Origin of the sequence: Bacillus sp. JJ783, from assembly GCF_036963225.1 — a bacterium.
Lineage (GTDB): Bacteria > Bacillota > Bacilli > Bacillales > Bacillaceae_G > Bacillus_A > Bacillus_A cereus_U.
Window position 1 is genome coordinate 1 of sequence record NZ_JBALMG010000017.1, and the last position, 11,853, is coordinate 11,853.

An 11,853-nucleotide genomic window follows, 5' to 3' on the forward strand; every position below is an offset into this window, starting at 1 on the left:
AGGGGATAATATCATAAAATAGACCCTATTAAATAAATAACACTCATTATTTTTAATATCTTTATAGAAAGATACGAAGTTTGTTCTTTCTCCACTTGTGATAATTCGGTTTCCCCGCTCGCAATTCCTTTTTGAAGACAATCTTCACACAAAAATTCTTCATTTATTTTTTTGCCACCATGTATTGTACCCGTTATTTCTTTACACCTTGAACATTTTCGATTTATCATTTTGATATCACTCCAATCAACTATGATTATCTTAATATAATTCGGAATTTACCTTATTATCCCTTTTATGTATTTTATAGAGAAAGGTCGTGTTTTATGATTTCGAAACTCACATTCGGTTCTAAAATAACTACTGTTCAGTATGTATTGTGGCCGAGCTGTTATGCGGTTATTTTTGATCCAACTACTTCAAACATAGCTATCATTCAAAATGGAGAACGTTACTTTTTACCAGGTGGCGGTATGGAAGGTAATGAAACAAAAGAAGAATGTTTGCATCGTGAATTACTCGAGGAATTAGGATGGACAATTGAAATTAAGCAGTATATCGGTAATGCAGCGCGATATTTTTATGCGGAAAAGGAAGATACATATTATTTAAACGATGGATTCTTTTACATTGCGAACATGGTACATAAACAAACTGAAACCTCTGAAGAAGATCATGTTTTAAAGTGGTTACCTCCACTACTTGCTATAGAACATTTACTTCACGATCATCAAAAATGGGCTGTTGAACAAGCGCTTTTATCGCATAAACAAAAAGGATCTCCTTCTATTTGAAAGAGATCCTTTTCACTATTAACTTGCTTTTTTTAAATTGAAAGCTGGCTTCTTCACTCCGCCTTTTTTTACAACATATAATCCGATGAAGATAATAAACCCGCCAACTAATTGCATCATGTTGATTTGCTCTCCAATTGTTACAGCCGCAAAAATAACTGCGAAAAGTGGAACAAGATACATGTATACCATTACTTTCGTTGAGCCAATTTTGCTAATACCGACATACCACATCGCAAGTCCGAAGATTGTCGCAAAGACGATCGAATATGCTAGTGATCCCCAGCTTGGCATATCTACTGGCCATGTTAACGTATTTACATTGAATAAACAATATATAACGAGTGGTACAATTCCAATTAAAGTAGACCATGATGTGACTCTCATTGCGGAGTATTTTGTAATAAGAGGTTGCGCTAAAATTGGATACCATCCCCACGCAATTGCTGCGACTAATCCAATTAAATTTCCGAGCCACGCATACTCATAAGTTGCTCCTCCTGAATGCCCTGTTAATAAAACGAATGCTGCACCAACAAAGGCTACTATTGAACCAATTTGTACTTTCATCGAAAAACGTTCTTGTTTGTGCAATACTGCTAATATCCCTGTAAATATAGGTGACATCGCAATTAATAATGAGGCGTTCGTTGCTGAAGTATATTTCACAGATAGCATAAACATCGTTTGGTACATTGTCGTTCCAACGATACCGACTGCTAATAATCGTAACCAATCTTTTCTTTCAATACGTAATGAGCGTTCCATAATAAATGTAATAAGTAATAATACCGGTGATGCTACTAAAAAACGTAAACTATTAAATTGAATGGATGACATAAATGCCACGCCATACTTTCCAATTGTATAATTTGCTCCCCATACTAATGCAACTGATACTAGGAGCCACTCCATTTGCCATCGTTTCATCCGAATCTCCCCTTCCCTATTTAGCATAGTAAAATTGGCTGGATAAAACACCGTCCAATTGGCTGTTTTTTTACCCAGCCAATTTGCTATACTTGATGTAGTGAAAAGATACGGAGGCGTTTTTTATGGAATGGAAGCTAGATAATGACAGTAAAATCCCTATTTATCAGCAAGTTGTTGACTTTATTGAAAAACGTATTACATATGGAGAACTTCCTCCAGGAAGCTTCCTCCCTTCAGAACGGAAATTAGCTACGCAGTTAAATGTAAACAGAAGCACAGTAACGACTGCTTATAATGAACTTCGTGCTATGGGAATTGTAGAAAGTACGACTGGTAAAGGTACACGTGTAAGTACACATATGTGGGGCGTTTCTCCAACATTAACGCCGAACTGGAGAAATTTCGTAGAAGGTGGTACGTTTTTACCAAACTTACCGCTACTTCGCCATATTCGGGCAGAAGTGCAACAAAATGAAAATATTATAGATTTCGCAAATGGAGAGCTCGGTTGTAATCTTTATCCTCACGATCAACTACAAACGATTTTACGTGAACAACCGTTAACGCATTCATTAAGTTACGATCATCCACAAGGCTATCTCCCGCTAAGACAAGCGGTCGTAAACTATATGAAGGAATATTTAAAAGTTGAGGCGACTGAACAATCCATTATGATTACATCCGGCGCTCAACAAGCACTGCACCTTATCGTGCAATGTTTATTAAATCCCGGTGATGCCGTCGCTTTTGAAAGTCCATCGCACTGTTATTCCCTGCCATTATTCCAATCAGCAGGTATTCGTATTTTCCCATTACCTGTCGATGAACACGGCATTAATCCAGACGATGTACAAGAGCTATATAGAAAGCACCGCATTAAAATGATTTTTTTAAATCCAAATTTCCAAAACCCTACGGGAACAATGCTGCATCCAAACCGTAGAAAAAAACTGTTATCACTTTGCGCAGACTTACGAATCGCGATCGTTGAAGATGACCCGTCCAGTTTACTTACGTTAGAAAATAAACAACCTTGCCCTACTTTAAAATCGATTGATGAAAACGGAACAGTCATTTATGTTCATTCCTTATCAAAAATGATTGCGCCAGGGTTACGAGTTGGTTGGCTTGTCGCCCCGCAGTCTGTAGTCGAGCGATTATCAGACGCGCGTCACCAAATGGAATTAGGAATGAGTATATTCCCGCAGTGGCTTATGCAGCAATTTTTCGAAACTGTACCATTTCAGTCTCATATAGTTCCTTTACGAAAACAACTAGCAGAAAAAAGAGACATTATCGTCCGTGCCCTAAACGAACAACTTCACGATAAAATCTCTTTTTCCAATCCGACCGGTGGTATATACATATGGGGGAAATTAAACGAACCAATAAACGAGAAACAACTCATTATGCAAAGCTTAAAACAAGAAATCGCCTTTATGCCAGGTAGTATTTTCGGCGCGAAAGATGGTTATATACGTTTGTCTTATGGAAAAGTAAATATTGATCAAATTGAGGAAGGTATTTCTCGTTTGCGTGAGGCTATTTTGGTTTGTGAAAAATAACATGAGGTAAAGAGATCTCGTTTGACAAAAGATAAATCTACCATTATTATCAACACGAACCTATTTATAGGAGTGATAAAAATGAAAATTTACATTGATGCAGATGCTTGTCCTGTAAAAGATATTATTATCTTTGAAGCTACGAATGCAGAAATTCCTGTTACCCTCGTTACTAGCTTCTCTCATTATTCTAATGCCCAGCAGCCAAAAGGTGTGGAAACAATTTATGTTGATTCCGGAGCAGATGCTGCGGATTACCGGATTATGCAATTAGCAAAAAAAGAAGATTTAATCGTAACGCAAGATTACGGTCTTGCTTCGCTCGCTTTAGCAAAAGGCTGTATCGTTCTACACCATAAAGGCTATAAGTATACGAATGAAAACATTGACCAACTATTACAAACACGTTATTTAAGTGCAATGGTTCGAAAAAGCGGCAAGCGTACAAAGGGGCCAAAACCATTTACAGCAGAAGATAGAGAGAAATTTAGAGAGCTGTTTAAAAAAGAGATTTCACTCTAGAAATGAACATTCTATTTGTAGGGAAAACTTAGCAAAGAAAAGAAGAGAATATCCAAATGAACATTCTCTTCTTGAGGTTTACCCGTTTTAAAATGAAGGTAAATTATCTAAGTTATTCTCTTTCATACCATCAGGTTCACTACGTATAATATCCCTGCCATACTTATGAAATACATCCACATGAGCTAGCTTCCCTGATTTAGCTTCATCAAGAGCAGTAATATAATCTAATTCTCTGCCACTACTTGTTTTAAAAGCAATTAAATCACCTTCATCATTTTTACGAACTGCAACTATTTGTTCTGCTCCTGAATCGACTTTCTGGGCTACTTCCAATTGAGCTTGCTCTTCTCCTTGATGTAAGTAATCATTATAAACTTTTTGAAAGTCTTTTTCGTCCATAAAACTCACCTCCAACACATTTTTTAGTATGGTTGGGAGCTATTGGTTTTATGTACTTTTTTATTAACTTAAAAAGACTACACTACTCCAAATAAATAACCCAGATTATACTTTTTTGCCTAATACAAATTTATTTTACAATCCTTTACCTCTCAATTTAAGCTAAATTTAAGTGTTAATATTTTCCTAATAATATTATAATTTATTATATCGAAAAGAAATATGGAATGGAGAATGATAATGTTGAATATAGATGTTAATCGTTTAACTGATATTTGTTTAAATTATCAGCAATCTAGATTTTATGTTACTAGAATCCCCCAAGATTTCTTATCAATTGCCCAAAAACGTTTTTCTATACCTACAGATGATCAAATTATCGCTTTTTTAAGTTGTAATTTGTTTGGATCAGGAAAATATGGTGTTTACTTTACAAGTTCGGGTTTATACTGGAAAAATTGGCTGTTAGGTAAAGGAAATATAAAATGGGATCAATTAAATAAAGTGCAACAAATTGAAATTGATAAAGATAGCTTTTTATCTTTTAATGCACAAAAAAGCTTTAATATTAACGGAAGTGATTATCCTCCGCTGTTATTTAAAGAATTACTTATAACTCTTACAAATTCATTCCAAAATTCAAAGCAAAATGATATACATCCAGTTGTAAAAACTGATGAGATAAAATCAATCTGTAATTTGTTTGAGACATATGATGAATTATTAGAACCTGATAATGGGTTGTTTATAGACACTCATATTTCAGACAAAAAGTTAAAGGTCATTTTGTCACGATATATTATTTCAAAAGAAGAAGAAATCATTGCTTTTTTAGATACATCTGTCCTTGGTAATTTGAGTAAAGGATCCGATGGAGTATTAATTTGTCAATCAGGTATATATTTTAGAGAAACTTTTGTACACTTGTATTTTCCATGGCATGTCTTTAGGAATATCCCTATTACTTTGGTTTCAAACGAGTTAGAAATCGGAAAAGGAAACATATTTCACCTTCAACATGCTAGAATGCCTAGTCAAGAGATTCTATTATTCATCAAGAATTTAAAACAGCATGTTAATACTTTATATGAAGAAAATCCGCAACTACATATGTAATAAACTAGTTATTACATATAATTTTTTACATAGTTAAGTCTAAAATTCCAATTCAACTAAAAAACGATCATTTTTGTAGGGAACCCACAGCAATGATCGTTTTTTAAATCTTATTCTTTGCTAAAATACTCATTTATGATGGAATCGGGTGATGAACCCCACGCTCTAATTCGAAGACATTTTTTAATACCTACGCAATTTCTTCAAAGTCTCCAATATATCATCTGTAAAGGCCATACTACCCTCTGTCTCTAAAACTCTGAAATATAAACTTCTTAAGAAAGCTCTAATATTTTGTACTAAAATATCATGCTGGGGATGCGGAATGTCTTCAACAATTGCTATACTATGTAGCCAGTTGCTCCATTCTTCTTCAGTTAAAAGATTTTGGTTCCGTAACGACTTAATTGGCGTTACTAATCTCTCATCCTCAAAGTGTATGTATACGTAGTCATTTAAACGAACCTTCTGACGAACAGCAGCTAGTATTGCATATGAAAACTCACGATTTTGGATTGTACGCGCTAAAGCATCTAGTGCATCAGCCGCATGTGCCGTAGAATGTGCCCAGCCTTTTCCTTCTACGTAACCCCTTACATCTTCTTCTAAATATACATATTCCAGCACTTGTTCCGCCACACTGTACAGTTGTTCTTCAGATAACAATGTTTCTCTTTCATGAACAGATAAAATAAGTGGTGGAATTAATACGGAGAACGCACGTTTAAAAACAGAGTCTGTTCCCTTTTCACCAATTTTATAAAATAAATAATCAGGACTAATCGCTTGTAACATTAATCCTCGTAATTCTTTTTGTCGAAATACATCATTTGTAATCCACGTGTGAAGCGTACTATAAATCAGTTCATCACGTAATTCAGCATCAGGTGATCCGATATAATCTAGCATCCACTGTGCATATGGATATGCGTCTACATCTTCTGGTACAGCATAATTATTATTTTTAATTTGTTGTAGTTCTTGTTTTAATTCTTGTACTTCTGTCATTATATTTCCTATCCCCTTTTTACGTTTTTTAATTGCCTTATCCCCTGTTATTCACTTCATAAAATTACTCTCATTATACAAGAATTATAACAACAAATATAATGCTATACATATATTTCTGATTTTGTATTACTTTCTTTCCTGAAATACAACTTCCGGATTCTCAAAATCACTATTCTGAAATACAACATCCGCACACTCTTTCGGATTATGCTCGTCTATATACATCTTACAAGCTGCATGATACCTGTTCAAAAACATCTTCTCTGCTTCTTCATAACTCCCAAAAGCTTCTGTTTCTCGCTTCGCACCACATTTTCTCGCAATCTCAAAATCTGTATCTACAAAAATTTTATAGTCAAATAGATGTGCAATGTCTTTTTTCAATAAAAATGTTCCATCTACTATTAGCACCATATTTGGTGAGGTCACTAGCAGCTCATTATGTACAGAGACATCCGTTATTAAGTTATGAGAAATCGTTTCATACTGTAAATTCCCGCTAGGTCCTAAAGGCTTTAATAATCTTTCTTTGAAAGCTGTATAATCGTGTGCATCTTCGTAATACCCTCTTGCTGATTCTTTACCTTGTGTATAGCGAATTGCTCTCGGGTTATGAAAATCATCAATGCTTGCACGTGTTACTGGTACTCCGCACTGTTTCAATTCCTCCGCTAGTTCATTTGCAAATGTTGTCTTTCCTGAGGCTGTAATACCACTCACTCCAACTCTTATTGGATGAGTTAAGTTTAACGTTAAAATATGATCAGCAATTTCTTTCAGTTTTTTTTTACGATGCACGATAATCCCCCTTAATCACTCTAATAAAACACTATAATTTTATTATGTAAACAATAAATAGTTCATGTATCATTTAAAACAATTAGTTTCCACTATTTTATCTTACTTTAATTTTCAGAATAAACAAAATGAATATTGATTCTTCTCATTCAGTAAGTTATATTTAAATCGATAAAAAATAATTTATCGATAAAATTTAGTTTTTTATACTTATTATATAAAAGGAGGTTTTACAATGAAATATGAAATGATACTTGAATCAAGTGAACAAATTCATGCTCTTTCTCATCCTTTAAGACAACGCATTCTATCAATCTTATCATCTAGAGAATTAACGAATAAGCAGATTTCTGAAGCGTTAGGTGAAACAGCTCCGAAAGTACATTTTCATGTTAAGGAACTGCTTAATGCTGGGATTATCAAGCTAACAAAGGAAGAAATACATGGTTCAATTGTGGAAAAGAAATATGCAGCTTCAGCACGCTCTTTCCGTTTATCTTCATCACTAGAGTTATCTAAAGTAGATGAACATAAACTGTACGAATCCACATTTCATGAAACGTATCGAAATCTTATAGAAAGTATCGATTATTATGAAGGCGCTTTATCTAATTCACAAATTTTCCAACAACAAGTTTTGTTAACAAGCGAAGAAGTCAACTCTATTCATCACCATTTATCAGCAATTCATGAAATATTAAATAGATCACAAACAGAAAAGAAAAAAGCTGCCGAACATCCATCACCTTTTTCTCTTAGTTATTTCTTTCACCCTACCCCTCCGGTTAGTCAATCTAGTAATCTGAAGGATGAATCATGAAAAGTTCAGTTAAGCATTCTCTTTTTGCTAATAGAAACTTTTCTCTGTTTTTCTTTGGTCAATCGTTATCTACAATTGGTGATGGATTTCAACAAATCGCCATCATTTACTTAATATTTGATATGGGGGGAAGAGGCAGTGAAATGGCCTTTTCCCAATTATCATTGTTCCTTCCTCGTATTATCATTTTGCTATTGGCTGGCGTCGTTGTAGATCGTCTGAATGCAAAACAAATTATTTGGATTACAGATTTATTCCGTTTCGCTATCATATCCATTTTAGTACTATTGTTATCTTTCGATTCTTTAACTTTCCTTTTACTTTATATACTCCTTTCTTTATCAGGATTGGCTAGTGGATTCTTTTATCCTGCATTTAACTCCATTGTCCCTTCACTTGTAGAAGTAGCAGAATTAGAACGAGCAAATGCCTGGGTACAGTCTATTTCACAAACTGCTATTTTTATAGGTCCACCTTTAGCTGGAGTAGTAATTAGTAATTTTGGCGTTACAACTGGTTTTATTATTAACGGATTGTCTTATTTAATTGCTTGCTTAACAGGAATATTAATAAAGAATAAAGAAAATATAGTGGATAAAATGAAAGAATCGCATATTATAAAAGACTTTTTAGATGGTTTCCAACAAGTTTGGAACGCGAAATGGTTAAGAACTATATTGGTAGTTAATTTATTAGGTGGGCTAGCTGTAGTAGGTCCATTACAAATCATTTTACCCCTGTATTCGAAAGAAGTTTTGAAAATTGGTACTTCTCAAATGGGTATTGTTATGGCTGCTTTCGGAATAGGATCAGTACTAGGTATGATGATGATTTCAAAGTTAAAGACCAAATATAAAACACTTCGGATGTTTTATATTCTTGAAATCTTCCAAGGAATCATTCTTTGTTTTGTAGCTATCCCATCACTCATTATTGTCGTTTTTGCTATAGGCATAGTTGGCATATTAAATGGCATCGCTAGTATTATTATGATTTCAAAAATACAATCCAATGTCCCCTTAAATAACCTTGGCAGAACGATGAGCTTTGTTTCTTTAGCATCATTTGGAGCAGTACCTATTTCACAGTTGTTATCTGGCTGGCTATCCGGATTTATTCCTCTCAACGTTGTTTTTATTTTCTCATCTGGTTTATTGCTTATTAGTGGATTGTTTGGAGTAATTGTTTCTAAAAGAAATTCAACCGACAAAGCAAAGAGATTATATGATAATGAAACTATTGAAGGGTAAATTGCAGATTACATATAAAAACTAGAGAATGGCTATCCTCTAGTTTTTATATGTATGATATTCCTTACTTCCCCTTAAACCCTCGATATAAAGCAGTCCGTAACTCTTGCTTGTATTCCTCAATTTCTGGCATATCCAGCTCTTCTGCTAATCGAATTGCTAATTCAATATCATACGGTACACGTACGAGTTGAATGGAAAAGCTCGCTGCTTCTTTTTCATTGTAAATTCCTTCAAAAATTAAATAGGAAGCTTGTGTAATTTCAAGAGGGTTTCCTACACTACCAGCATTACATAACGTTTTCCCTCTGAAATTTTGAACGAACGCTTGGTGAACGTCACCGTAGCAAACGACATCTGGTTTTCTTTCCCCTTCTATATTCTCTGTCAACTCACTATTTTCGAACATACTAACACGCTCTTCTCTTGAAGCGTGTGGTTGAATTCTTTCATACAAACTTCTCGGTGAAGCGTGGAACATACGAATGAGTTTCCCGCTCATATAAAACTCGATGGAAAATGGTAAACTCCTTAAATATTCATTTTGTTCTTCTGACAGTTGTTTTTGATGCCATTTTAACGCTTCAAATTCAGTTGGCTTTGTAATGAAATCATCCCAGTTCCCCATTACAACTCCTTCACATTCTTTACGAATGATTTCAATCACTTCGCTAGAATGGGGACCTTTTCCTACTAAATCTCCAAGACAAATAATGCGTTCGATTCCTCTTAATTTAATATCTTGCAGTACTGATTCTAAAGCCGGAATATTACCATGAATATCTGAAATTATCGCTATTTTATCCAAATGAACCCCTCCGTTATTTATTGTTTATTATATCCATATGATATGATTGATACCATTTCGGAATATAGGATAAAAAATGATTATGGTCTTCTAAAATTCGGTTTAATCCCTCCTTCATATCATCTACTAAATGCGGTGCGCTTCGGTTCGTCCACACAATATCCGCCGGGAATGTCATCGCTGCATACAATGAGTACAGTTTCCAAAAATAGAGCGACGGTTCACCTTCGCAATAACCGTGAACTTGTCCAACCGCAAAGGGTTTGCTTATTCTTGTAGTAAAAATCGCTACATTATAAAAATCGTGTATTGGATCGCCAAAATCATATCCACCAAAATCGATAACGATAAATTCATTATTATGAATCATACTATTTGCTGGATGGAAGTCATCGTGTAAAAAGGTGATTGGACGATTTTTCAATAAATTCTTATGATTTTCTACAAAGGTTAATACGGGCTTCAAATCCAGAAAGTTCACCTCATAACCTGCTAATGCTTCTATATATCTTTCGTACTTATTCCATCTAATTGTTTCCCATTTATTACTTGCACTTTCTCTTTCAATTGAGTGAATCCTCTTTAGTACTTTTCCTGCTTTTCTTCCTGCATTATACTGTTCTTCCGCCGATAGCTTACTTAAGCCCTCTTCACCATTTACACCTCGGGTCCATTCAAATACTTGAACACATTTATTTAATTCCTCAAGTTTTATGAAATGAATTAACTTCGGCGTTGGAATATGTAATGACTCTAATTGTTTCATATACGTATATTCTTCTTGTTTTCGTTCAAAGTTAACAGCATCACATACTTTTATAAAATACGTTACTCTGTTTTCTAATTCCACTTTATATTTCTCTTCATGTGAAAACCCTTTTGAAATAACTGTACATTTTACAATTCGAGGCCACCCTAGTTTTCTCTCTATCTCTCTTAACATTTCTTCCACAAAACTCACCTCTATTAATATACGTACATACTACCTAACACTTCATACTCTCGTTTATTTTCCCCTTTAAATTCCACTGCAAATGGATTTTCACCATTCTTATTCAAATGTTCTAGCACTAGACCTCCCCCTACTGGTTCACAAAACTGCACACTAATACCACCAAACAATACACTTTGACACTCCGCATTCCATTCTTCATTTTTCATGACTGAGCTTGCAGTTAGCTCCATTACTTCTTCCCATTTCCGCACTGTTTCTCGAACATTTTTCACTGCGTAATGAATCGTTTCAATTTGTTGTACTTTGTTTTTATGTTCAGTGATTGTTCCTATGTTACGTAAATCGGTTCTTCTTTCTTCGTCCGTTTCATTCCATTGTATAAAGAAAGGTAATTTCGGTCCGTTCTCTTCTTGCTTTACAAATAACATTTTCCATTCTAAAAGACGGCCATCTTTCCTCATACGTTTTCCTTCAAATGGTCCTATCGTATGTAAGCCGTGCTTGTTAAGCTTAACTGCTAGTTCTTCAATTTCATCTGTTCGAATTGCGATTTGTAGCATCCCTTCTCCATTTTGCAATTTAACAACCGTTTCCTGTACTAATGGATTTTCTGCTTCTTTCGCTTTTTCTTCATGCTTAACTGCTAAAAATTCTATATATGATAAATCAAAGTAACATAAACTATTCCAAGTCCCCCAGTTTGTATGCTCACCGCCTAACGCAGTATGAAAACCTAGTGCCTGCATTTGTTTTGTCGCCTCCTCAGGCGTACAATGAACTGCGTGAACGAGATGATCAAATGTTAACATTTTCTTTCTCCCCTTTCTCTCCATCCTTTTATTGTATATTTTCTTTTTATTTCATTCAATTCAAAAAAAT

Annotated in this window: 13 protein-coding genes and 1 pseudogene; 6 read left to right on the plus strand and 8 right to left on the minus strand. The window is 34.5% G+C overall.

Going from position 1 to position 11,853, the window contains the following annotated elements; translation table 11 throughout:
• Positions 1 to 14: 14 nt before the first annotated feature.
• Positions 15 to 230: pseudogene (locus V7038_RS04395) on the minus strand (DUF3980 domain-containing protein); the annotation flags it as partial.
• A gap of 96 nt (positions 231 to 326) precedes the next feature.
• Between V7038_RS04395 and V7038_RS04400 the strand changes: the two are divergent.
• The gene (locus V7038_RS04400; RefSeq protein WP_070139596.1) at positions 327 to 794 is read left to right on the plus strand and encodes an NUDIX hydrolase; all 468 of its coding nucleotides are present in this window, start codon (positions 327 to 329) and stop codon (positions 792 to 794) included.
• An 18-nt stretch (positions 795 to 812) separates the two neighbouring features.
• Here the strand turns inward: V7038_RS04400 and V7038_RS04405 are convergent, their stop codons facing one another.
• On the minus strand, positions 813 to 1,724 hold the full coding sequence (locus V7038_RS04405; RefSeq protein WP_002110592.1) for a DMT family transporter: 912 nt from the start codon (positions 1,722 to 1,724) through the stop codon (positions 813 to 815).
• 125 nt (positions 1,725 to 1,849) lie between these two features.
• Between V7038_RS04405 and V7038_RS04410 the strand changes: the two genes are divergently transcribed.
• Complete coding sequence (locus V7038_RS04410; protein ID WP_335469292.1) at positions 1,850 to 3,292, plus strand: PLP-dependent aminotransferase family protein; 1,443 nt, start codon at positions 1,850 to 1,852, stop codon at positions 3,290 to 3,292.
• Positions 3,293 to 3,373: 81 nt separating this feature from the next.
• Positions 3,374 to 3,814, plus strand: coding sequence for a YaiI/YqxD family protein (locus tag V7038_RS04415; RefSeq protein ID WP_002110594.1), 441 nt, complete (start codon positions 3,374 to 3,376; stop codon positions 3,812 to 3,814).
• Positions 3,815 to 3,901: 87 nt separating this feature from the next.
• Here the strand turns inward: V7038_RS04415 and V7038_RS04420 are convergent, their stop codons facing one another.
• Positions 3,902 to 4,216 carry a DUF3892 domain-containing protein gene (locus tag V7038_RS04420; protein ID WP_335469294.1) on the minus strand — a complete coding sequence of 105 codons (315 nt, stop codon included), beginning with the start codon at positions 4,214 to 4,216 and terminating at the stop codon, positions 3,902 to 3,904.
• A gap of 240 nt (positions 4,217 to 4,456) precedes the next feature.
• Here V7038_RS04420 and V7038_RS04425 point away from each other — a divergent pair, with 240 nt between their 5' ends.
• Positions 4,457 to 5,332, plus strand: a complete 876-nt coding sequence (locus V7038_RS04425) for a hypothetical protein (protein ID WP_335469296.1) — start codon at positions 4,457 to 4,459, stop codon at positions 5,330 to 5,332.
• Between the two features lie 183 nt (positions 5,333 to 5,515).
• Here the strand turns inward: V7038_RS04425 and V7038_RS04430 are convergent, their stop codons facing one another.
• Together V7038_RS04430 and V7038_RS04435 are read right to left on the minus strand one after the other, a co-directional pair.
• Complete coding sequence (locus V7038_RS04430; RefSeq protein WP_335469298.1) at positions 5,516 to 6,340, minus strand: DUF2785 domain-containing protein; 825 nt, start codon at positions 6,338 to 6,340, stop codon at positions 5,516 to 5,518.
• 129 nt (positions 6,341 to 6,469) lie between these two features.
• Positions 6,470 to 7,141 carry a hypothetical protein gene (locus V7038_RS04435; protein WP_335469300.1) on the minus strand — a complete coding sequence of 224 codons (672 nt, stop codon included), beginning with the start codon at positions 7,139 to 7,141 and terminating at the stop codon, positions 6,470 to 6,472.
• A 235-nt stretch (positions 7,142 to 7,376) separates the two neighbouring features.
• Between V7038_RS04435 and V7038_RS04440 the strand changes: the two genes are divergently transcribed.
• Complete coding sequence (locus tag V7038_RS04440; RefSeq protein WP_070146684.1) at positions 7,377 to 7,961, plus strand: ArsR/SmtB family transcription factor; 585 nt, start codon at positions 7,377 to 7,379, stop codon at positions 7,959 to 7,961.
• On the plus strand, positions 7,958 to 9,211 hold the full coding sequence (locus V7038_RS04445) for an MFS transporter (RefSeq protein WP_335469302.1): 1,254 nt from the start codon (positions 7,958 to 7,960) through the stop codon (positions 9,209 to 9,211). The genes V7038_RS04440 and V7038_RS04445 overlap by 4 nt, the downstream gene beginning before the upstream one ends.
• Before the next feature lie 64 nt (positions 9,212 to 9,275).
• Here the strand turns inward: V7038_RS04445 and V7038_RS04450 are convergent, their stop codons facing one another.
• Genes V7038_RS04450 through V7038_RS04460 form a run of 3 tightly spaced genes read right to left on the minus strand, consistent with a single transcriptional unit; the run spans position 9,276 to position 11,783 of the window.
• Complete coding sequence (locus tag V7038_RS04450; protein ID WP_070146686.1) at positions 9,276 to 10,019, minus strand: metallophosphoesterase family protein; 744 nt, start codon at positions 10,017 to 10,019, stop codon at positions 9,276 to 9,278.
• A 13-nt stretch (positions 10,020 to 10,032) separates the two neighbouring features.
• Positions 10,033 to 10,971, minus strand: a complete 939-nt coding sequence (locus V7038_RS04455; RefSeq protein ID WP_070146687.1) for an aminoglycoside phosphotransferase family protein — start codon at positions 10,969 to 10,971, stop codon at positions 10,033 to 10,035.
• 14 nt (positions 10,972 to 10,985) lie between these two features.
• Positions 10,986 to 11,783, minus strand: a complete 798-nt coding sequence (locus tag V7038_RS04460; protein ID WP_070146688.1) for a VOC family protein — start codon at positions 11,781 to 11,783, stop codon at positions 10,986 to 10,988.
• Between the last annotated feature and the right edge of the window lie 70 nt (positions 11,784 to 11,853).

Excerpts from the sequence above, each read along its gene's own strand:
- V7038_RS04400 (WP_070139596.1), top strand. The coding sequence starts at position 327 with ATGATTTCGAAACTCACATTCGGTTCTAAAATAACTACTGTTCAGTAT.
- V7038_RS04405 (WP_002110592.1), bottom strand. The coding sequence starts at position 1,724 with ATGAAACGATGGCAAATGGAGTGGCTCCTAGTATCAGTTGCATTAGTA.
- V7038_RS04410 (WP_335469292.1), top strand. The coding sequence starts at position 1,850 with ATGGAATGGAAGCTAGATAATGACAGTAAAATCCCTATTTATCAGCAA.
- V7038_RS04415 (WP_002110594.1), top strand. The coding sequence starts at position 3,374 with ATGAAAATTTACATTGATGCAGATGCTTGTCCTGTAAAAGATATTATT.
- V7038_RS04420 (WP_335469294.1), bottom strand. The coding sequence starts at position 4,216 with ATGGACGAAAAAGACTTTCAAAAAGTTTATAATGATTACTTACATCAA.
- V7038_RS04425 (WP_335469296.1), top strand. The coding sequence starts at position 4,457 with ATGTTGAATATAGATGTTAATCGTTTAACTGATATTTGTTTAAATTAT.
- V7038_RS04430 (WP_335469298.1), bottom strand. The coding sequence starts at position 6,340 with ATGACAGAAGTACAAGAATTAAAACAAGAACTACAACAAATTAAAAAT.
- V7038_RS04440 (WP_070146684.1), top strand. The coding sequence starts at position 7,377 with ATGAAATATGAAATGATACTTGAATCAAGTGAACAAATTCATGCTCTT.
- V7038_RS04445 (WP_335469302.1), top strand. The coding sequence starts at position 7,958 with ATGAAAAGTTCAGTTAAGCATTCTCTTTTTGCTAATAGAAACTTTTCT.
- V7038_RS04460 (WP_070146688.1), bottom strand. The coding sequence starts at position 11,783 with ATGTTAACATTTGATCATCTCGTTCACGCAGTTCATTGTACGCCTGAG.